18 protein-coding genes are annotated in these 20,796 nt (G+C 47.5%); 16 read left to right on the top strand and 2 right to left on the bottom strand.

The features are described 5' to 3' along the window. Nucleotides 1-111: 111 nt before the first annotated feature. The 8 genes from ACT89M_RS19105 to ACT89M_RS19070 all read left to right on the top strand — a co-directional run bounded on the left by ACT89M_RS19105 (nucleotide 112) and on the right by ACT89M_RS19070 (nucleotide 8,392). Nucleotides 112-1,284 carry a M20 metallopeptidase family protein gene (locus ACT89M_RS19105; RefSeq protein WP_154888294.1) on the top strand — a complete coding sequence of 391 codons (1,173 nt, stop codon included), beginning with the start codon at nucleotides 112-114 and terminating at the stop codon, nucleotides 1,282-1,284. Nucleotides 1,285-1,425: 141 nt separating this feature from the next. After that, entirely contained in the window at nucleotides 1,426-3,153 is a 1,728-nt protein-coding gene (locus ACT89M_RS19100) for a DNA repair helicase XPB (protein WP_373323288.1), read from the top strand. After that, entirely contained in the window at nucleotides 3,131-4,924 is a 1,794-nt protein-coding gene (locus ACT89M_RS19095) for a helicase-associated domain-containing protein (RefSeq protein ID WP_186809619.1), read from the top strand. The genes ACT89M_RS19100 and ACT89M_RS19095 overlap by 23 nt, the downstream gene beginning before the upstream one ends. Before the next feature lie 96 nt (nucleotides 4,925-5,020). After that, nucleotides 5,021-5,458 carry a YlbF/YmcA family competence regulator gene (locus tag ACT89M_RS19090; protein ID WP_090923654.1) on the top strand — a complete coding sequence of 146 codons (438 nt, stop codon included), beginning with the start codon at nucleotides 5,021-5,023 and terminating at the stop codon, nucleotides 5,456-5,458. Nucleotides 5,459-5,551: 93 nt separating this feature from the next. Then, nucleotides 5,552-5,815 (top strand): YlbG family protein, encoded by a 264-nt coding sequence (locus ACT89M_RS19085; protein WP_090923781.1) that lies wholly within the window; start codon nucleotides 5,552-5,554, stop codon nucleotides 5,813-5,815. A gap of 164 nt (nucleotides 5,816-5,979) precedes the next feature. Beyond that, the gene (locus ACT89M_RS19080) at nucleotides 5,980-6,417 is read left to right on the top strand and encodes a hypothetical protein (RefSeq protein ID WP_090923653.1); all 438 of its coding nucleotides are present in this window, start codon (nucleotides 5,980-5,982) and stop codon (nucleotides 6,415-6,417) included. Nucleotides 6,418-6,571: 154 nt separating this feature from the next. Further along, the gene (locus tag ACT89M_RS19075; RefSeq protein WP_154888298.1) at nucleotides 6,572-7,483 is read left to right on the top strand and encodes a selenium metabolism-associated LysR family transcriptional regulator; all 912 of its coding nucleotides are present in this window, start codon (nucleotides 6,572-6,574) and stop codon (nucleotides 7,481-7,483) included. A 45-nt stretch (nucleotides 7,484-7,528) separates the two neighbouring features. Then, complete coding sequence (locus ACT89M_RS19070; protein WP_154888301.1) at nucleotides 7,529-8,392, top strand: PHP domain-containing protein; 864 nt, start codon at nucleotides 7,529-7,531, stop codon at nucleotides 8,390-8,392. Between the two features lie 16 nt (nucleotides 8,393-8,408). Here the strand turns inward: ACT89M_RS19070 and ACT89M_RS19065 are convergent, their stop codons facing one another. Together ACT89M_RS19065 and ACT89M_RS19060 are read right to left on the bottom strand one after the other, a co-directional pair. Then, nucleotides 8,409-8,858, bottom strand: coding sequence for an N-acetyltransferase family protein (locus ACT89M_RS19065; RefSeq protein ID WP_487344778.1), 450 nt, complete (start codon nucleotides 8,856-8,858; stop codon nucleotides 8,409-8,411). Nucleotides 8,859-9,045: 187 nt separating this feature from the next. Further along, nucleotides 9,046-10,851 carry an Rqc2 family fibronectin-binding protein gene (locus ACT89M_RS19060; protein ID WP_154888659.1) on the bottom strand — a complete coding sequence of 602 codons (1,806 nt, stop codon included), beginning with the start codon at nucleotides 10,849-10,851 and terminating at the stop codon, nucleotides 9,046-9,048. 346 nt (nucleotides 10,852-11,197) lie between these two features. Here ACT89M_RS19060 and ACT89M_RS19055 point away from each other — a divergent pair, with 346 nt between their 5' ends. From ACT89M_RS19055 to coaBC, 8 genes are all read left to right on the top strand, one after another. Further along, entirely contained in the window at nucleotides 11,198-14,056 is a 2,859-nt protein-coding gene (locus ACT89M_RS19055; protein WP_154888304.1) for a calcium-translocating P-type ATPase, SERCA-type, read from the top strand. 176 nt (nucleotides 14,057-14,232) lie between these two features. Continuing rightward, entirely contained in the window at nucleotides 14,233-15,066 is an 834-nt protein-coding gene (gene dapF / locus ACT89M_RS19050) for a diaminopimelate epimerase (protein ID WP_090923647.1), read from the top strand. A 235-nt stretch (nucleotides 15,067-15,301) separates the two neighbouring features. Next, nucleotides 15,302-17,191 carry a bifunctional homocysteine S-methyltransferase/methylenetetrahydrofolate reductase gene (locus ACT89M_RS19045; RefSeq protein WP_336120336.1) on the top strand — a complete coding sequence of 630 codons (1,890 nt, stop codon included), beginning with the start codon at nucleotides 15,302-15,304 and terminating at the stop codon, nucleotides 17,189-17,191. Nucleotides 17,192-17,210: 19 nt separating this feature from the next. After that, entirely contained in the window at nucleotides 17,211-18,110 is a 900-nt protein-coding gene (locus tag ACT89M_RS19040; protein ID WP_487344777.1) for a YicC/YloC family endoribonuclease, read from the top strand. Between the two features lie 51 nt (nucleotides 18,111-18,161). Then, nucleotides 18,162-18,422, top strand: coding sequence for an extracellular matrix/biofilm regulator RemA (remA, locus tag ACT89M_RS19035; RefSeq protein ID WP_006209218.1), 261 nt, complete (start codon nucleotides 18,162-18,164; stop codon nucleotides 18,420-18,422). 13 nt (nucleotides 18,423-18,435) lie between these two features. Then, a complete protein-coding gene (gene gmk, locus ACT89M_RS19030; protein ID WP_154888312.1) occupies nucleotides 18,436-19,008 on the top strand; it encodes a guanylate kinase in 573 nt (190 codons plus the stop codon). 163 nt (nucleotides 19,009-19,171) lie between these two features. Beyond that, nucleotides 19,172-19,384: a DNA-directed RNA polymerase subunit omega gene (rpoZ, locus tag ACT89M_RS19025; protein ID WP_090923643.1), complete on the top strand. Its 213-nt coding sequence runs from the start codon at nucleotides 19,172-19,174 to the stop codon at nucleotides 19,382-19,384. Between the two features lie 153 nt (nucleotides 19,385-19,537). Continuing rightward, entirely contained in the window at nucleotides 19,538-20,794 is a 1,257-nt protein-coding gene (coaBC, locus tag ACT89M_RS19020) for a bifunctional phosphopantothenoylcysteine decarboxylase/phosphopantothenate--cysteine ligase CoaBC (protein ID WP_308723164.1), read from the top strand. Nucleotides 20,795-20,796: the final 2 nt, after the last annotated feature.

Below are 20,796 nucleotides of genomic sequence, written 5' to 3'. Positions count from 1 at the left end.
CCTTTCGTATCGGTTTTCTTTCAATTCTGCTACAATATACTGCAACAGGTTTGAAGAGGAAGGTTTGGGGCTATGAACAAGCCCTGCTGATGATCGAAAGGATGGGGTTACATGACAAATCAAATATGGTGGGAAGATCTGCAGATCCATATGGTGGAATGGCGGCGTCACCTTCATCGCAATCCTGAAGTTTCCTTTCATGAGGAGAAAACATCCTCTTTTGTGGCAGATATGCTGGAGAGCTTTGGCATTGAGGTGAAACGTCATATAGGTGGCCATGGGGTGATTGGAATACTTCGCGGGGACAGGTCAGGGCCTGTAGTCATGCTTCGCGCTGACATGGATGCATTGCCGATGCAGGACGAGAAGGATGTGGAATATGCTTCACAGCAACCTGGAGCGATGCATGCTTGCGGCCACGATGGTCATATTTCAATGCTTCTGGGAACCGCGCTTTATTTCAGTCGTCATAAGCAGGAAGTGCAGGGCGAGATTCGGTTTCTGTTCCAGCCAGCGGAAGAGTTGTTGCCGGGTGGTGCAGTTCAGGTCATTGCAGACGGAGCCCTGGAAGGGGTGGATGTTATCTATGGCATTCATCTATGGACACCGCTTCCCGTTGGCATTGTTGCAAGCACAGCAGGACCGATGATGGCTGCGGCAGATGACTTTTACATTGATATCAAAGGAAAAGGCGGTCACGGCGGCATGCCGCAAGCTACCGTTGATAGTGTCGTTGCGGGCTCTGCGCTTGTGATGCAGCTTCAGACTATCGTTAGCCGGTCCGTTGATCCGTTGCGCCCGGCAGTACTAACGATTGGCACGATGCAGGCGGGATCTGCGCAGAATGTGATTGCGGAGCAGTGCAAGCTCAGCGGCACGGTGCGAACGTTTGATGACGAGACACGGATGAATATGAAAGAGCGTGTGCTATCTATGGTGGCACAAACTGGGGCTGCTTATGGTGCGGAAACACAGGTGAAATACATCATGGGGTATCCGCCGGTGGTTAATGATGCGCAGGAGACTGAACGTTTCTTTAATGAAGCAACGGCGATATTTGGCCCAGACCGGGTGCAGAACTCTCCGATGCTGATGCCTGCAGAGGACTTTGCGTATTATTTGCAAAAGTTGCCGGGGTGCTTCATGTTTGTCGGTGCGGGTAATCCGGAGAAAAATGCAATGTACCCTCATCATCATCCGATGTTTGATTTTGACGAGGACGCCATGCAGACGGGCGTGAAACTGTTTGTGGCAATGGCGAAAGGCTACGCAACCGAATGCTGAGAACTATAGTTGGGCATCCTGAACATACCAAGGGTATGGACAGGGTGCTTTTTTTGTTGTGTATGAAATGAAGTTTTCGGTCGGAGTATACGAGTTAGATCTTTGTTCGAATGATATAGATTAGGAATGGATGTGGGAAAGATGGAGATGTTCAATCCGCAGGGAGCTTGCATTGTACAGCGTGATTTCACGGTATTGCTCGAAGTGGGGCATCCCGAGTTTGAAACAGCCAGAGCCGAGCTCAGTATGTACGCGGAACTCGTAAAGACACCTGCGACGTTTCATACCTACCGGATCACCCCGTTGTCGCTGTGGAATGCGGCAGCACTAGGCTGGAATTCTGAATGGGTGATCAAGAGTCTTGAGAACGTGTCACGCTGGAATGTACCTGCGGCACTCGCTCAGGATGTGTGCAGAATAATGGAGCAATACGGCAAATTAAAGTTACATGCCGAGCCGGACCATGCCAAAATGCGCCTGACTAGTGAAGACGAGCAATTGTTGGATGATTTGAGCGACATCAAATCGATATCTGCTTTCCGTATGGAACGAACGAGCGTGAACGAGCTTGTGTTATCGGGAGAAAAGCGTGGTTTATTGAAGAGGGAACTGACACGTCTTGGTTACCCTGTGTTGGATTATGCAGGTTATCGGAAAGGGAGCGATCTTTCATTTGGCTGGCGGCCTAATATTACTGAATCAACGACTAGTATGTCTAGTAGATGCGGTGAGGGAAAAAGAGCTACATTTGCGCTAAGACCTTATCAACAGATGGCAGTGGATGCTTTTCAAGACGGTGAAGGTATCGGGGGGAGCGGACTTCTCGTACTGCCCTGCGGAGCAGGCAAAACGATTATTGGCATGGCTGTGCTGGAACGTTTGCAATGTGAATGTCTTATTTTAACCTCCAACACTACATCTGTCCGGCAGTGGATAAAGGAGATTCAGGATAAAACAACGATAACTGCTGAACAGATTGGAGAGTATTCGGGCCAGAAAAAACAGGTGAAACCGGTGACGGTGGCCACATATCAAATTTTGACGCATCGAAAATCCAAAGACGCAGAGTTCACTCACATTCATCTTTTACAAGAGAGAAAGTGGGGGCTGATCATCTATGATGAAGTGCATTTGTTGCCTGCTCCGGTGTTTCGGGCTACTGCGGACATTCAGGCCACTCGTCGTCTGGGTTTGACCGCCACGCTTGTTCGTGAAGATGGATGTGAACAGGATGTATTCTCGTTGATCGGCCCCAAATTATATGATATGCCATGGAAAGAGCTGGAGCAGCAAGGTTGGATTGCAGAAGTGAAGTGTCAGGAAGTGAGGGTACCCTTGTCCCCTGAATTAAGATCAACTTATGTGCAGGCCGAGGGTAAGCATCAATTTCGTCTGGCAGCTGAAAATCCGGCAAAATTAAAGGTTGTAAAGCGTTTACTGGAACGACATCAAAATCTACCGACACTTGTCATTGGGCAGTACCTTGATCAGCTTGAGATGATTGCCCGGGAAATTGATGCACCTCTAATCTCTGGATCGATGTCACAACAGGAACGGATTCACTGGTTTTCTGCTTTTAGAAAGGGGGAAATTCGTACGATTGTTGTATCCAAGGTTGCCAATTTTGCGGTTGACTTGCCGGATGCTGCCGTAGCCCTCGAAATCTCTGGTAGCTTTGGTTCCAGGCAGGAAGAAGCCCAGCGGCTTGGACGGATTCTGCGCCCCAAAGCAGGTGAGAACAAAGCTTATTTCTATGCACTGGTTTCCGAAAATAGCAAGGAACAGGAATTTGCGTTAAATCGCCAGATGTTTTTGGTAGAGCAGGGTTACGAATATGCGATTGTGCATGAGCAGGACAAGGTTCATTAACATGTTGCAGAAGGGAAGGGAAATGCTGATGTCTGATCTGGAATTTGAAGTGGAGAAATCGATGCAATCGAGAAAGTTGGCTGATCTGGCACAGTGGTCTGCACTTACGTCAGCGGAGCAACGGGTGCTTGGTGCTCTTTTTCACAAATATGCGGGTCAAACGTTCTCTTCTCTTCTGCCTTCGGAGGTTTGGGCTAAGGAAGGGTTAAGTGGAGCTGAAGCGAAGCTTGCTTTTGCCATGTTACGCCGTAAACAATGGATTAAATCCGTACATAAAAGCTGGGGAGAATGCTCTTTTCATATCCCTGAATGTCATCTGGCAACATTGACCTTGTCGTATACAAGTCGCGTGGACCGCATTGTTGAACCGATGGTCGGTTCTGTCAGGCGTGTCATTAAGGAAGGAAAACCGCATATCGCAGGGGAATTACTTCATCTTCTTGCTTGGATTGATAGAGAAGGTCTGCCTGTCACTGGAAAAGGTACAATACATAAGAGAACGGTACAAAAGTTAAGCACATTAACGATCATGTCTCCAGAGGATTTCGAACCGTTGGAGATTGCGTATGATCATAAGGCATTATACCCGGTGCATGTAGTTATTTTGCTGGATTTACTGCTCTGCTTAAACTTGGTGCAACAAACAGATCGGGGTTTCGAAATCAGGCAAGATAAATTGCAACAGTGGATCAAGTTATCCTGGTTCGAGATGCATGGTGAAGTGTTTAGAGTATGCATGGAGCGATATGGGACGTCCGGATCAGAAATGCAACATTCTCGCTATCAGCTCGCGGTACTTACGCCTGGAGTGAATCAATGGTTCCGTGTACTGTGCGGAGGAGGTAATTCAGGGTTTCAAGGCTGGTTGCAAGCTTTAGCTGGCTGGGGGTTTGGTGAAGTCGGTGAGAATGAGAATGGGGAGGCTGCATTTCGCTGGTTGATCGATCCAGCCGAATTCTTGAATAGGGGAGTAGACTGTGGTGCTTATCATGCAGATAGGCTACACAAGCAGGGGGAGATACACTACGGCAAATTTTATGTGCAGCCCGACTTTGAAGTTATGGTGCCGCCCGATGTGCCAGCTGAAGTCTGCTGGAGACTCGAACAATACTGTGAACGGATCACACGCGACCAGATGTCAATCTATCGTTTAACCAAGGCCCGGGTGGAAACCGCTGCTGCGAGTGGAGTGAAGTGGGAAGGCATCGCTGATTTTTTACAGAGACATGGACAAGGGGAGTTGCCCGGCCAAGTATTTGTTACGTTGAAGGACTGGGCAACAGTCGGAGAGAATGTTCAAGATAAGCAAGATATGCTGATATTTGCTACGAATCCGGATCACCCTGAACAGCGGAACTCCCTTTTCTTTTACAACGGTGAGACTCAAGGCTTATTGCAATTCCCATTGATGCCTGGTATGACGGTGGACTACGATGAGGATGGGTCTGACTATGATGCGATTGAAAAATCGGCATGGAACGAGAGGAAGGCTGATGTACCTGAGACTTGGCACAGGGAATGGAGAAAGTATCACCTGTCGACTGAGCGCCAAATTGCAATGCAAGCCATCGAATGGCAAGTGAAACTAGGAATTCAAAAGGGGAAGGATGCGTTTGTTCTTATTCCGCATCAGGTGAAAGAGCAAGAGCGATGGATACTGGAAGGATGGTGCATCCTTGATCCGCACGAAACTGCATCGCGTACGGAATGGCGAACATTTACCCCGGAAGACTGGGATGCAATGCGTCTTATTCTACCGGATGATGTCTAGTTTAGTGGAAAAACTCTTCTTAACCTTTCATGGATATGCTATGATGAAGAAGTCTACGTTAAGTAGAACTTTATATATAGATAGGATGAATAATTCATGAGCGTAGCGGAAATAAACACGGTCGATATGGCCCAAGTGTTAACGGGCGCATATGAACTGGGCGACATGATTAACCAATCTGCCGAAGTATCGGATTATTTATATTGGAAGCAGCAAGTCGAAACAAGTTCTGAGATTCAAGAGGGCATCCGCAGATTAAATGCCAAGAAAGAGCTTTTTGAAGAAACACAGCGTTTTGGCCATTTTCATCCTGACTTTCATGCAGCGAAGGATCAGGTGAAAGCGATCGAGAAGGAACTGGAATCTTTTGAAGCTGTAGCTCGTTTCAAACAGGCTGAGCAAGCTTTGGATGAGATGCTGTTTCAGATGTCCGAAACCATTGCTTTTGCTGTATCGAGCACGATTAAGGTGCCAAGCAACGATCCTAATCCTAAAGGCGGCTGTGGTAGCGGCGGCAAATGTGGATGCAGTTAAACCCGAAGACCGTTACATTATAGTTTTTTAGAATTTGAACAGACCGGGCCTTTCGAGGGCCGGTCTCCATTTATAGAAGGGCGGGGAACGATGGTGTTTGCGGAAAGAACAGGATTTATTATTTGGGTCAGTGATTTGAAAGCGGCCCGCAATCTCGAAAAATATGGTACCGTGCATTATATCTCCCGCCGTATGCATTATGTTGTCATGTATGTTAATGCAGAACGGGCTGACGATACGATGAAAAACGTAAAGCGGCTTTCCTATGTGCGCAAAATCGAGCGCTCCTATCGAAACGAGATTAAAACCGAGTATGCTAGCAAAACGGCGGACAAAACGAGTTTTTACGGAGTATAGCAGGAAACATAGGAGGGACCCACTGGGTCGCTCTTTTCTAAAATAAGCATAAATAGATTTTTGCGAAAAAAAGTTACACTTACGCCTTGTTGTTACGGGACTAATGTTGTAATATATTGGGTAATAAATAGATAGAAAGTCCTATCTGGTGGAGAGTGATTCCCATGCGTGATAAGGTGATGCAACGTTGGAGCACCTACGAGCCGTTTTTTGTGGCTCTCGGAGACAAGAAAGTGGCTGACATCGTCATTACCCATCATGCAAAGATGCGGTATGCAGACCGTATTGAGCCTGCACGTAGTGATGATGACCATATTGCGGCTTGGTTATGGGAGTGTCTGAAGCAGGACAGGGTAACGCCATATTACCGCAATGAGCAGGATGTTTATCTGATTGACGATGATCTGGTGGTGGTTGCTGAGTTTTCCGAGCTTGAAGGAGAATATGACATTACAGGCAATCCGCTACACAAAATGATTGTAGTGACGTTTTTGGGACGTATGTCGGAGACGATTGAACTAAGAGATCTGAAGTCATATTATTCTTGGCTGAGGCATTCCAGAAGAATGACGCTGGTCAAAAATAGCCGGAAGCATAGATGATGAAACAGATTTGAGATTGCAATCATAAAAATTTATGGATGAGAAGTGAAGAATCATTTGTACCAACGCATGCAGACAAGCTGCATGCTTTTTTTTGTTGCCAGACTGGAAATCGGATACAATATAGTAAGTGTAATAGAAGAGGGGCGAAGATATGAATTTTCATCAGTTGCACATTTTTTATACGGTAGCGGAAAAGGGGAGTTTTTCCGCAGCTGCGCAGGCGTTACATATGACACAACCGGCCGTGACGATGCAGATCCAATCGCTGGAGGATTATTTTGGGACTAAACTGCTGCATCGTTCCACCAAAAAAATAGAATTGTCGGAGGCAGGAAGGACGTTACTGCCTCACGCCAAGCGAAGTGTGGAACTTGTCCGTCAGACAGATGAAGCGATGTCTGCTTTTACGCAGAAATTGCAGGGAAGATTACAGCTTGGAGCAAGTCTGACCATTGGTGAATACGTGTTGCCACGTATGCTTGGGCCCTTTGCCAAGCAGTATCCCGATATCTCGATTGTGATGAAAGTGATGAATACCACCCAGATCATGGATGAGATTTTGAAGCACCAGTTGAATTTTGGATTAATCGAAGCACCGGTAAATCATCCGGATATGATCGTCGAACCTGTGATGCAGGACGAACTGAAACTGATTGTACCAGCAGGACATGATCTGGCAGGACGGGGAAAAGTAAACTTGGAAGAGGTAATGAACTACCCTTTTGTGCTACGTGAGGAAGGTTCAGGTACTCGCCAAGTGATGGAAGGTCAACTGCAAAAGAAAAAAATAGATCCGAGTGACATGAATGTGGTTATGGAGCTTGGGAGTACAGGTGCGGTCAAATCGGCTGTAGAGGCTGGCGTGGGCATTACGATGTTGTCTCCTTCGTCCGTGCAGCATGAGCTGGCACTGGGGCTTGTACATATTGTGGATATTCGCGGGCTTGAATTCAAACGGCAGTTTTATGCCATTCACCTTAAGTCATCTTTGTTGCCTTTGTCGGCTGTTGCCTTTCTAGGGTATTTGCGACAACAGGAGCTCGAGCAGGGAGAACGGGTTTAAGGATGAAAGGGCTGTAAAATTTCAATCAGAAAGGGATGGGAGCCAATGGATCAGCATCAAGGACGCTGTGATCTTCATACGCATAGTCAGGCTTCAGATGGGATGCAACCACCGGCTGATAATGTGAAGCTTGCAAAACAGAGAGGACTGGCTGCGGTAGCCTTAACGGATCATGATACGGTAGCAGGTGTAGCAGAAGCGAAGCAAGCGGGAAAAGAGTACGGTATCGATGTTATAGCTGGAGTCGAAATCAGCACACGGGCTGGTGGTAAAGATATTCATGTGCTCGGTTATTACGTGAATACGGAGGATGAGTTATTTCTGCAACGGTTGCGCGGATTGAGAGAAGCGCGGGAGGAACGGAATCATCTGATTATTGGCAAGCTCCAGCAACTAGGATTGGATATAAGCTGGCAGGAAGTACTGGATGGACTCGGACGACCGTTAGCGCCAGATGAGAGTATCGGTAGACCTCATATGGCTGATGTATTGGTGAAAAAGGGATACGCTACCGACATGCGAGATGCATTTGATCGATATCTTGCTGAAGGCAAGCCTGGCTTCGTATCTGTACCGCGAGTTACGCCTAAGGATGCCTGTGAGTGGATTAGAGCAGCAGGAGGTGCTGCGGTAATTGCGCATCCGGGTCTCTATAGCGATGATGACTTAGTACGCCGTATTATCACAGAATCCCTTCCGGATGGCATTGAAGTCTTTCATTCAGACCATGGCCCGGAAGAGGAACACAGATATGCTGAAATGGCCAGAGAATATGATCTTATTGTGACAGGTGGTTCAGATTACCATGGCGAACGACAAGGCGTTGTTTTTCATGGAGATCTGGGTAGCAAGACGGTACCTTTTGATGTGCTCGAAAGACTGCAGGCGGCTGCACACAGCAAGAGATAACCTCATTAGGATGTGTTTATCCTTGAATTGAATAGTTAACCCAATCGCCATGTTTAGCTCCAAGCCGATCGAATAATTGTTGCGCACGCTCGTTAGTCACGGCTGTAATCCATGACATATATGCACATCCATGTTCATGCGTATATTGCTGACAGCGTGCGAATAAATTGGCTTCGGTTTCTCCTTCTCTGAATGCTTCCGTGACAAAAAGGTCATTCATAATCGTTACACGTTCTGCTTTCATCGTACTGTACGTGAAAAACAATGTAGCGAATCCGATCAACTTTCCGTCCTCTTCTGCTACAAATTGAGCGCCGATCTGCTGCTCCAGCAGGTTGTTAATCAAAAGTTCGATTGCTTGGTCACCTGGCCATGGATTATTGTAGAAACCTACGACGTAGTCATGCATCAATGCTATCAGTGGTTTCAGATCATCCGAGCGAGTTTCTCTAATATGAATCGGCATAGAACACATCCTTCTTTTATGTATTCATTGAGTTAATACGGCGTTATTATACGTAATTAGAATTAAGAAATGGAGTGACACGTGTTACTCTTCTAAACATATACGATAACCAAAGAATCCCCTCGGCCTTAGCTGGCAGGGTTTTTTTGGTTATCGTTACATCTCATCCTATAAGATAAGTGGCAGCTTATCCATTTTTTATCGTGGATGGTAAGCTTTTAATTAATTCATCGTTTGGTGTTACAAACAGAGTTTTCTGATGGTCGTATATGACAAATCCGGGTTTTGCACCACTTGGTTTGCGAACGTGACGGATATACGTGTAATCCACAGGGACACTGCTTGATTCCTTCGCTTGGCTGAAATAAGCGGCGAGTTGAGCGGCTTCCTCCAGCGTAGCTTCACCAAAATCAGTACTGCGAATAACGACATGGGAACCCGGAATGTCCTTAGTGTGCAGCCAAGTATCATTAGCTGATGCCAGACGATTGGTCACATACTCGTTCTGTAGATTGTTTTTGCCGACCAGAATGTCAATTCCCTCTGATGAAGTGAACTGATGCACAGTTGGACGATCATTTTTCTTCTTTTTCTTGCCTTTTTTGTTCCGATCACGCAGATAACCTTGCTGTACAAGTTCGTCTCGAATTTCTTCGATATCGTTCATGGAGGCGATGGAGAGCTGCTGAAGCAGATTATCCAGATAGGCGATTTCATCCTTGGTTTTACCAAGTTGCTCGTGAATTACAGCCAGACTGTTTTTATATTTGTTATAACGTTTGAAGTAACGCTGAGCATTATCAGAAGGTGTGAGCAGTGGATCAAGCTGAATCGTAATGTTGCCCTGATCTTCATCGTAGAAGTTAATCAGCTCTACACTCTTATCACCCTTGTTGACCAAGTGCAGGGATGCGAATAACAACTCGCCCCATAGTCTGTACTTGTCCGCATCGTCGGCTTCAAGCAAGTCTTTGTTAAGATTATCGAGCTTTTTAATGTTTTTGCTACGCTCATTCTGCAGGAACCGGAGCAGATCGCTTACTCTTTGTTTAACGGTATCTCGCTCAGCCTTGTCCCCGTAGTAATCCTCCATACATTTGCTCATCGTATCGTACGTTTTTTCCTGATCCTGAATGCTCTCTAGTCGAATAGCGGAAAAGATCATTTTGCCTTTGGCGTTCAGCCCTGTTACAGGAGTGTACTGATGTTCTTTGACAGATTCGATGACTGATTCAAAAGCAGTCCAAAGAGCTCCTGCCTCCATACGGTCTGAATCGGAACCTGTTCGCGTTGCAATCTCACCTGCAATCAGCGGACTCATCCCACTAAAAGCATTGACGAGCCAGCGTGAGGCGTCTGCTTTTGTTTCTATAGCCGTTTTAGTTGTGTCCGTTTGTGATCCAGCTTCATTTTCGTCTGCATCTACATTTGCTGCAGTAGCAATCTTCTGCTCAAACTCGTTTTGGGATACCTCTAACGGATTGCTTTTATGTTGCTCTGGCGGTGCAGTATAGGAAAAACCAGGCATAACCACACGATAACTACTGATGGATGGTGTGACATGGTGAATCCCGTCCAATATCGCATCCGTCGCAGGATCAAGCAAAATGATGTTACTGTGACGTCCCATCAGTTCAATGATGATACGTTTGGCCGAAACATCGCCAAGCTCGTCCCGCTGACGTACATCAATATGAATGATCCGTTCCATTCCAATCTGACGGATATTCTCAATGATAGCCCCTTCGCAGTGTTTCCGCATCAGCATGCAAAACATCGGTGCCTCTGTCGGATTCAAAAATGTTTTCTCTGTAAAATGTACACGCGGATATGTCGGGCTCGCCGACACAAGCAGTTTGCTGTTACCGCGCTGAGCGCGCAGGGTAAGCACCACATCATGGCCGTTAGGCTGATGAATTTTGCTAATACGTCCTCCGATACAGCCTTGCAGCTCATGTACGATGGCTCGGGTTACAATACCGTCAAGTGCCATATTGTCCACTTCCTCTCTATCTGGCATTCGAATGAATTCATACAGAATGCTTCATCTATAACGGCTCACAGGCAACCGCAGCATATGTAATAACATTTTTATACGATGGCTGACTGCATTTTTCCAAATAACGGAGTTGAGCAGTAATCTACGCAGACCTTTATTTTAGCTTATTCTGCCCATGAGGGAAAGGATTCAGCTTCCGGGTGCTATTCACGGACCTGTCCGAATACATATAGAGCAGGTAGTTTGTCCGGCATAGTGTACAGCCTGCCCTAGCAGCATGCCGGTGAAACATGTGAGCTTGCATTGCAGATGAAATAGGATTGGGAGGGAATTTTGGAGCATGGAACATACCAAGTGGCACCAACTAAACGACGAAGAGCTTCGTGAAACTCTCGGCGTGAGCCCGCAGGAAGGGTTGACGGACGAAGCGGCAGCAGAGAAACGGAAGATTGCTGGTTCAAATGAACTGAGTGAAGGACAGCGAATATCCCCGATCACCCTGTTGCTGAATCAGTTTAAGGACTTCATGGTGTTAGTTCTCATGGGAGCGACGCTTGTATCCGGTTTACTTGGAGAATATCTGGATGCAGTAACGATTGTGGCAATTATTGTACTAAATGCTATTTTGGGATTTGTACAGGAGTTCCGGGCGGAACGTTCTCTTCGGGCACTGAAGCAGTTGTCGGCTCCTGCCGCCAAAGTACTCAGGTCGGGACAGGAGGTACATCTTGCGGCCAAACAATTGGTACCGGGAGATGTTATCATGGTGGAAAGTGGTGACCGCATTCCTGCGGATGTGCGCTGGCTGGAAACCAACAGCCTCGATGTAGAGGAGTCGGCACTCACCGGAGAATCCGTGCCTGTCAGCAAACATTGCAGACCTATAGCTAGTGACGATGTTCCTTTAGGGGATCAAAAAAACATCGGTTTTATGGGTACTATGGTCACACGCGGTACAGCCAAGGGAGTTGTCATTCGGACGGGGATGGACACCGAGATGGGGAAAATCGCGGATTTGATTCAAAATACGGAGGAGCAGGAGACTCCGCTACAGCACAGACTCGAGCAGTTAGGCAAAATTCTGATCTTTGTTGCACTTGGATTAACGGTGATGGTCGTAGTCGCAGGTATCCTTCATGGACAACCCGCAGTAGGCATGTTCCTGGCAGGTGTCAGTCTCGCCGTGGCAGCCATACCGGAAGGATTGCCGGCTATCGTTACGATTGCGCTGGCGTTAGGTGTCCAGCGGATGATCAAACGTAAGGCCATCGTACGTAAGCTGCCATCTGTAGAAACGTTAGGTTGCGCGTCGGTGATCTGCTCGGATAAGACAGGTACACTGACACAGAACAAAATGACGGTAACGAACGTGTGGCTTGAAGGGCGCAGCATTAAGGTGACTGGAGACGGTTATGCACCAGAAGGTCATATGTTGGAAAATGATCGAATACTCGACCTGAAAAATGACCAGTCCTTACGAAGAATGCTACAGATCAGTGCACTTTGTAACAATGCCAGTATTGTCGAGACGATTGTAAACGATCCAGCCAGCAAGAAAAAGAGTAAAGAGTCCAAAAAAGAGAGCAAGAAAGGCCGGAAGAACGGCCAGCAGGAGGAAGAGCAAGTTAGTGCTAACCAAGTGCTCTGGGAGTTAAAAGGGGACCCGACAGAGGGTGCACTTGTAGCCATGGCTTCTAAAATGGGTCTTACTCCTGCAGGACTCAAGGAATTATACGATCGAGAGCAGGAATTCCCGTTCGACTCCGAGCGAAAACGGATGTCTGTTATGATCAAACATCAAGGTGGGCGTATGGTGTATACCAAAGGAGCGCCTGATGTACTGATTGAGCATTGCAGTTACATTTTGTGGGAAGGCAAGGTAGTTCCGTTCACCGGCACACTGCGCCAGAAAGTGATGGCTGCCAACGAAAGTATGGCGGGTAACGCTCTGCGAGTTCTTGGTATGGCCTATCGTGAAGTCAAGCCGAAGGAACATGTGGCTGACGAGCATGCAGCTGAAAGCCAGCTTGTATTTGTTGGGCTTGCTGGCATGATCGATCCACCTCGCCGTGAAGTTCGTGAGGCCATTGCGACATGCCGCAAAGCGGGCATCCGGACAGTGATGATCACGGGAGATCATGGAACAACAGCGGAAGCGATCGCTCATCAGCTGGGTATTCTCCCGCGCGGAGGAGCATCGTTAAGCGGGCAGCAACTGGCAGGCATGACGGATGAACAATTGGATAAAACGGTCAATGATATCTATGTGTTCTCCAGAGTTTCGCCTGAGCACAAATTGCGTATCGTCAAATCGTTGCAGCGCAAAGGACACGTTGTCGCGATGACTGGGGACGGCGTCAACGATGCACCTGCGATCAAGGCCGCGGATATCGGGATTGCCATGGGCATCACGGGAACGGATGTGACAAAGGAAGCTTCATCTCTCATTTTGAGTGATGATAATTTCTCCACCATTGTGGCGGCTATTGAAGAAGGGCGTAACATCTATGAGAACATTCGCAAGTTTATCCGTTATTTGCTGGCTTCGAATGTCGGCGAGATTTTAACGATGTTCTTTGCCATGATGATGGGCTTGCCGTTGCCACTCGTGCCAATCCAGATTCTATGGGTAAACCTGGTGACCGATGGTTTGCCAGCGATGGCGCTCGGGGTGGATCAGGCGGAAAAAGATTTGATGGAGCACAAACCTCGCGGCGCAAAGGAAAATATTTTTGCACGCAGGCTGGGCTGGAAAATCATTAGCCGCGGTGTATTAATCGGATTATGCACGCTCGGTGCCTTCTGGTTGACACTTCAGGCTGCACCGGATCATCCTGGTCAGCTGCTCAAGGCTCAGTCTGTAGCTTTTGCTACATTGGTGCTTGCCCAGTTGATTCATGTGTTTGACTGCCGTAGTTCACGTTCGATCTTCCACCGCAATCCGTTGCAGAATAAATATCTCGTTCTGGCAGTTATCTCATCGGTTGTGCTGATGCTGGTGGTAATGTATGTGGAGCCGTTGCAACCCATCTTCAAAACGGTACCTCTCGGTCTGCGCGAATGGGCTATCTGTATCGTAGCCGCAGGCATTCCAACATTCCTTATGGGGGCTGGCAGTGTCTGGGGTGGTCGCCGGAATCGTCGCCGCATGGGCGGTCCTGGACGCTTCGTACCGAAAAGTACAAAGTTTTCAGCATAAAATCAATAGCTTTTAATATCTCGTTTCGATATGCTATCCTCAAAATGATTCAAAGCGAAAGCTTTGATATTTTGCAGGATAGCTTTTTTTGTATGCTTTGTGCGCATGATATGAAGATTAGCTATGAATAAACTATAAAGCTTTGGCGGAAGACTGCCAAAAGGAGTGGGCAAGATATGGAATTTACGAAAATGCACGGACTAGGCAACGACTTTATCGTTGTATTTGGTGAAAAACAGCTTCCAGCAGATGCGGCTGAACTTGCGGTAAAATGGTGCAATCGGTTCTTCGGTATCGGAGCAGATGGTCTGGTTTATATACTGCCTTCGGAAAAGGCGGATTTTCAGATGCGCATCATGAACTCGGACGGTTCTGAAGCGGAGCAATGCGGCAACGCGATCCGTTGTGTGTCCAAGTATGTATATGACCATGGGCATGTTGATCGCGAGCAAATTACGATTGAAACGATTGGTGCAGGGGTTCAACCTGTAACTCTTAACATCCGGGATGGCAAGGTAGAGACCGTACGGGTAGACATGGGCGAGCCGATTCTGGATGGTCTTCAAGTACCTACCACAGTGGATGCGAATCCGGTGGTCAATCACAACATTGAAGCGAATGGACATGCATTCAAATTCACAGCGGTGTCTATGGGCAACCCTCACGCGGTCATCTATGTTGATGATGCAGTGAATTTTGATCTGACAACATGGGGGCCATTGCTTGAGGTTCACCCGATGTTCCCGAAAAAAATTAATGTTGAATTCGCAACGGTACGCGACCGCGGATATGTAGACATGCGTGTATGGGAGCGTGGCGCTGGTCCGACACTGGCTTGCGGAACAGGCGCTTGTGCAACGCTGGTATCCTCTGTACTGAATGGTCATACAGATCGTACTGCTGTAATTAGCCTTAAAGGCGGGGATCTGAACATTGAGTGGAACGAGGCGGATAACCACGTCTATATGACGGGACCAGCCGAAGTTGTTTTCAAAGGATTTACTTCATAGTTTCTTGAAAAAAGTAGAAGGTTACACGGAAGAGGCCTGCAGGGCCTCTTTTTTTATCCGAATTAGACAAGATGTTACATGCTGTCCGGTCATCAAGGACGAATTCAGCACATATTTCGCAGGAATGTCCACTGGAGTCGGACATACAGTAAATACCTGTGTTTTTCTTCGTTTTTAAGCATTTTTTGTGTTACATTAGTATGAAAACGATCACAGTCAGGCGGGGGGAAACGGGATGAAGGCAGATTTACGTACAGCGATGAAGCAACGTGTCCTTGTTGGGGATGGGGCCATGGGGACATTTCTATATCAAATGGGATTTCCGGTAGGGATATCTTATGAAGAGTTGAACTTAATTTCACCTGAAGTTGTGGCTGATGTGCATCGTCGTTATCGTGATGCAGGCACGGATATATTCGAGACCAATACGTACTCGGCTAACTTTGACAAGTTGTCTAAATTTGGGCTAGAGTCCAAAGTGGAGGATGTGAACCGTGCGGGCGTACGCATCGCGAAAGAAGTGGCAGGGGCAGAGGGCTACGTTCTGGGTGCAGTAGGTTCGATTCGCGGCGGCAAACGGACAAATGTGTCTACTAGTGAATTGAAACGCTTCTATCAACAGCAGATTTTTGCGTTACTAGACGAAGGCGTAGATGGCATCTTGCTTGAAACGTTCTATGATATCGAAGAGATGGATATCGCTCTTTTGCAGGCCCGCAAGCTGAGCGACCTGCCTGTGATTGGACAATTCGCGGTAGAGGATGTAGGCCATACGCTGGACGGTTACACGATGCCTGAAGCATTTCGTATCATGCGCGAACAGGGGGCTGACGTCATCGGTTTCAATTGCAGGTCTGGTCCGAACGGGATCATGCGTGCGATGGAAACCGTTTCAGGACGTATCGGTGTTCCGATGTCCGTATATCCGAATGCGGGTGCGGCGGACTATGTGGATGGTCAGTTCCGTTACGGTGCAACACCAGAGTACTTTGGTCAGACTGCAATACAGTTTGCGGATCTTGGTGCACGTATTATCGGCGGTTGCTGCGGTACAACGCCTGATCACATCACTGCGATTAAAGAAGCGCTTGCGGATTACGTACCTCAGCCGATTGCTGAACCTGATCCTGCCGAGATTACGTCACGCATTGTACTTCATGAGAATGTGGATGAACGCGCAGGGCGAGGGGGCCAGCCAACCATTGTTGATCTGGTCAAACAACGCCACACGGTCATTGTAGAGCTTGATCCCCCGCGTGATCTGGATATTGCCAAGTTTATGAAGGGTGCCGAAACACTGAAAGCGGCAGGAGCGGATGCCCTTACGCTTGCTGACAACTCCCTTGCTGTAACACGTATGAGTAATATGGCACTCGGACATCTGGTGCAGGATCGCACAGGACTTCGTGCACTTGTGCATATTGCCTGCCGTGACCGTAACTTGATCGGAACTCAATCCCATATGATGGGATTTGATGCACTCGGCATTAACCATGTGCTTGCCGTTACGGGCGACCCTGCAAGGTTTGGTGACTTGCCTGGTTCAAGCTCCGTGTACGATTTGACATCGTTTGAAATCATAAGAATGATTAAACAACTGAATGATGGTGTAGCCTTTTCGGGTAAACCGTTGAAACAGAAAGCCGGCTTTGTTATTGGAGCGGCCTTCAACCCGAACGTGAAACATCTGGACAAAGCGGTACAAAGGCTTGAGAAGAAAATTGCCTCCGGGGCAGACTATATTATGACTCAGCCGGTGTATGATCCGGAATTGATCGTGGCGATGCGTGAGGCAACCAAACATCTGGACATTCCTATTTTTGTCGGTATTATGCCACTCGCAAGCGGCCGAAACGCAGAGTATCTGCACAATGAGGTTCCAGGTATCCAGCTTTCCGATGAAGTGCGTTCACGGATGGCAGGACTGGAAGGTGAAGAGGGGCGTGCCATGGGAGTGACGATTGCAAAAGAGCTACTTGATGTAGCTACAGAGCACTTCAAGGGCATCTATCTGATGACTCCGTTTATGTTCTATGGCATGACGGCAGAACTGACTCAATACGTCTGGGAGAAATCGGAGCATCAATGTCCTACTTGTTTCAACCCTAATAATCAATTACAATAGTAAAACGGATGTGATGCCGATGTCATTCAGTATGACCGGATACGGTCAATCCGCCTTTCATTTTGGCGGCTACAAGGTACAATTGGAGATCAAATCAGTCAATCATCGTTATTGCGAAGTGATGATGCGTCTGCCTAGAGAGTGGACGTATTATGAAGATGGTTTGAGAAAGATCGTACAGGGCCGCTTGAAGCGTGGGCGGATTGATGTTTATGTAATGAAAGAAAAAGAGGAAGACCAGGCTCTCCCCGCTGTTCTGAATGAGCAGGCGGTCAGGGCCTATCTGCAGGCTGCAGAGCGGCTTGAGTCTCAATTTGGAATGCAGGGCAAGCCAAGTATTGTGGATATGCTAGGTTTGCCGGATGTCATGGTTCAATCGGATGGGACAAGCCCCATCCAAGAGGAACAAAAAGACGAGTGGGAGCAGGTTCTGCAGGCTGGGCTGAACGAAGCTCTGTCCAGTTTGGAGCAGATGCGCGCTCGTGAAGGTCTTCATCTGGCCAATGATCTGGAACGGCGGATTACCCGTCTGGAGTCACTACACACCGAGATGCTTGCACTTGCACCCACTGTGGTGAGCGATTACCGCAACAAGTTGAGACAGCGTCTTACGGAGTTGCAGGAGGACGGCTCTTTCCCTTTTGATGAGCATAAATTGGGTATGGAAATCGCAGTCTTTGCTGATCGTTCCAACATTGAAGAGGAACTTACGCGTTTACTCAGCCACTTTGGACAATGTAGAGAATTGTTGAAGAGCGAGGAATCGGTAGGCCGCAAGTTGGACTTCCTGATTCAGGAGATGAATCGCGAGGTTAATACGATTGGATCAAAAGCCAACCACTTGGCTCTGGTGAACCGTGTTGTCGAGATGAAAGCGGAGCTGGAGAAGATTCGTGAGCAAGCGGCGAACATCGAATGAACGGCTAAATTTCGGCAAAAGAGTCGCATGTATAGGGGGAAGAACCTGATTATGGCAATCAAACTCATTAACATTGGATTCGGTAACATCGTATCGGCGAACCGGATTATATCCATCGTGAGTCCGGAATCGGCGCCGATCAAGAGAATTATACAAGAGGCTAGAGATCGTCACATGCTGATTGATGCAACGTATGGAAGACGTACACGTGCCGTAATTATTACGGATAGTGATCATGTTATTCTGTCTGCAGTTCAGCCTGAAACGGTCGCCCATCGTCTTTCCTCGAAAGATGATGATAACGACGAATAAAATGGAGTGTAATATGTCTAAGGGATTACTGATAGTGTTGTCCGGCCCATCTGGGGTCGGGAAGGGTACAGTATGCAGTGCGTTGCGCCAGCGGGTGCCGAATCTGACTTATTCGGTTTCAGCAACCACTCGTCAGCCACGTTTGGGTGAAGAGCATGGAGTGAACTATTTTTTCCACTCTCATGATGAGTTTTTGAGAATGATTGCCGAGGATCAACTGCTGGAACATGCAGAGTATGTGGGCAATTATTACGGCACTCCGCGTAATTTTGTGGAGAAAACGATCAACGAAGGCCGAGATATTATTCTGGAGATTGAGGTTCAGGGTGCACTTAAAGTGAAGGAGAAATTCCCTGAAGGAATTTTTGTTTTCCTGCTTCCTCCTTCTTTGGATGAGTTGAAGGATCGTATTCAAGGACGGGGCACGGAAAGTCAAGCGACGATTGATCACCGGATGTCTGTAGCAGTCGATGAGATCAATCTGCTCGAGCACTATGACTATGCCGTGGTTAATGATGAGATTGATTCGGCTTGCAAACGAATAGAAAGCATCATTATCGCCGAACATTGTAAGATCAATAAATAATCCCTTTTGCCGCCGCGTACAGCGATATTCATGGGGCAGTTGTCATATCATGTTAAGGTTGAGGTTCATTCTGGACTGCTGCTTCTACGTGAGGACACGCAACATCAGGTTCTGTCCGGCGGCAACTTGTGATTATACTAAAGCAAAGAGGTGTTTTGTTAATATGCTGTATCCTTCAATTGATGAAATGATGAACAAAGTTGACAGCAAGTATTCCCTGGTTGTTGCTGCTTCCCGCCGTGCGAGACAGCTTCGTGAAGGCGAAAAAACAGAGCTGAGAAACGCAAAGTCCCATAAACAGGTTGGCGTTGCTTTGGAAGAGATTTATGGTGATCACCTTGTTGTGATTAAAGGGCAGGACGAAGAAGAAGAGTAAGCCCCAGGGCTGCTCTTCAACTGCATACGGCGATAGCCGAAATCATTTTGACAACCGAAAGGTTGTTATTTTTTTACGAATAAGCCTTGATCATATCGATGAACTAGTATTGAACTTGTATTGATGTCTTAACATTATCGGGGGATATTGAACATGTTGAACGGTAAAAAAATCGTGCTTGGCGTAACAGGGGGCATTGCAGCTTATAAAGCAGCAACATTATGCAGCAAACTGGTGCAAAAGGGAGCGGATGTTCACGTCATCATGACCGCTTCGGCGACACAGTTTATTACCGAATTAACGCTGCAAACGTTGACCCGAAACGCAGTATATACAGATACATTCGATGAACGTGAGCCAGCGGTGGTCTCTCATATTAATCTCGCAGACATGGCTGATTTGGTGCTGGTCGCTCCGGCAACAGCGAATGTCATTGCCAAGATGGCACACGGGATGGCTGACGATATGCTAACTACGACCCTGCTTGCTACTACTGCACCAGTGATGATTGCTCCTGCCATGAATGTGCACATGTATGATCATCCGGCGGTGCAACACAATATGAATCTGCTGGCTGAACGGGGCACATTAATGATTGAACCGGGTGAAGGACTTCTGGCTTGCGGATATGTAGGCAAGGGGCGCCTGGAAGAACCGGAGACCATTGTGGATGTGGTAGAGCGTTTTTTTGCACAGAGTGGTGCGGAGGAAGAGATTCAGGAGTCTTTACAAAGTCGGATGTTAGTGCAGGATGCGCTCTTAAATGGTAAAAAGGTCGTAGTTACCGCTGGTGGTACGATCGAACGCATTGATCCGGTTCGTTATATTACAAATGATTCATCCGGGAAAATGGGATTTGCGATCGCCGCTGCAGCGCGTGATCTTGGGGCTGATGTGAAGCTTGTTATGGGGAATACACAGGCACAGCCGCCAGAAAATGTAGAGATCATACCTGTACAGTCTGCCGAGGACATGTATGAGGCAGTATCCCGTGAGTGGGATGGTGCGGATATCGTCATTAAGGCAGCCGCTGTCGCGGATTATCGCCCGAAAGAAGTTTACATGGAAAAAATCAAGAAAAAAGGCGACACGTTGTCGCTCGAACTTGTGAAAAATATAGATATTTTGGAGACGCTGGGTAAACGGAAAACCCATCAGTATTTGATTGGTTTTGCTGCCGAGACCCAGTCACTCGAGATGTATGCACGTGAGAAACTGGAACGGAAAAATTGTGATCTGATCGTAGCCAATGATGTCACCCGTTCGGGAGCAGGATTTGGAACAGACACCAATGCGGTGCATATTTATGACCGTGATGGGTTGGTAGAGGAGCTTGAGCTGATGTCCAAGGAAGAAGTGGCACATCGTTTGCTCCGAATTGCGGCGGAGCGCATTGCCGGGAGGAATTAGAA

The organism is Paenibacillus sp. NN59 (assembly GCF_057597225.1).
This window is presented reverse-complemented; position numbering and strand designations above follow the sequence as displayed.

What these genes read in the sequence shown, in the direction of transcription:
- ACT89M_RS19055 (WP_154888304.1), top strand. Translation starts at nt 11,198, where the DNA reads ATGGAACATACCAAGTGGCACCAACTAAACGACGAAGAGCTTCGTGAA.
- ACT89M_RS19060 (WP_154888659.1), bottom strand. Translation starts at nt 10,851, where the DNA reads ATGGCACTTGACGGTATTGTAACCCGAGCCATCGTACATGAGCTGCAA.
- ACT89M_RS19080 (WP_090923653.1), top strand. Translation starts at nt 5,980, where the DNA reads ATGCGTGATAAGGTGATGCAACGTTGGAGCACCTACGAGCCGTTTTTT.
- ACT89M_RS19105 (WP_154888294.1), top strand. Translation starts at nt 112, where the DNA reads ATGACAAATCAAATATGGTGGGAAGATCTGCAGATCCATATGGTGGAA.
- coaBC (WP_308723164.1), top strand. Translation starts at nt 19,538, where the DNA reads ATGTTGAACGGTAAAAAAATCGTGCTTGGCGTAACAGGGGGCATTGCA.
- ACT89M_RS19040 (WP_487344777.1), top strand. Translation starts at nt 17,211, where the DNA reads ATGTCATTCAGTATGACCGGATACGGTCAATCCGCCTTTCATTTTGGC.
- rpoZ (WP_090923643.1), top strand. Translation starts at nt 19,172, where the DNA reads ATGCTGTATCCTTCAATTGATGAAATGATGAACAAAGTTGACAGCAAG.
- ACT89M_RS19090 (WP_090923654.1), top strand. Translation starts at nt 5,021, where the DNA reads ATGAGCGTAGCGGAAATAAACACGGTCGATATGGCCCAAGTGTTAACG.
- remA (WP_006209218.1), top strand. Translation starts at nt 18,162, where the DNA reads ATGGCAATCAAACTCATTAACATTGGATTCGGTAACATCGTATCGGCG.
- ACT89M_RS19100 (WP_373323288.1), top strand. Translation starts at nt 1,426, where the DNA reads ATGGAGATGTTCAATCCGCAGGGAGCTTGCATTGTACAGCGTGATTTC.
- ACT89M_RS19095 (WP_186809619.1), top strand. Translation starts at nt 3,131, where the DNA reads ATGAGCAGGACAAGGTTCATTAACATGTTGCAGAAGGGAAGGGAAATG.
- ACT89M_RS19075 (WP_154888298.1), top strand. Translation starts at nt 6,572, where the DNA reads ATGAATTTTCATCAGTTGCACATTTTTTATACGGTAGCGGAAAAGGGG.
- ACT89M_RS19070 (WP_154888301.1), top strand. Translation starts at nt 7,529, where the DNA reads ATGGATCAGCATCAAGGACGCTGTGATCTTCATACGCATAGTCAGGCT.
- dapF (WP_090923647.1), top strand. Translation starts at nt 14,233, where the DNA reads ATGGAATTTACGAAAATGCACGGACTAGGCAACGACTTTATCGTTGTA.
- ACT89M_RS19045 (WP_336120336.1), top strand. Translation starts at nt 15,302, where the DNA reads ATGAAGGCAGATTTACGTACAGCGATGAAGCAACGTGTCCTTGTTGGG.
- ACT89M_RS19065 (WP_487344778.1), bottom strand. Translation starts at nt 8,858, where the DNA reads ATGCCGATTCATATTAGAGAAACTCGCTCGGATGATCTGAAACCACTG.
- gmk (WP_154888312.1), top strand. Translation starts at nt 18,436, where the DNA reads ATGTCTAAGGGATTACTGATAGTGTTGTCCGGCCCATCTGGGGTCGGG.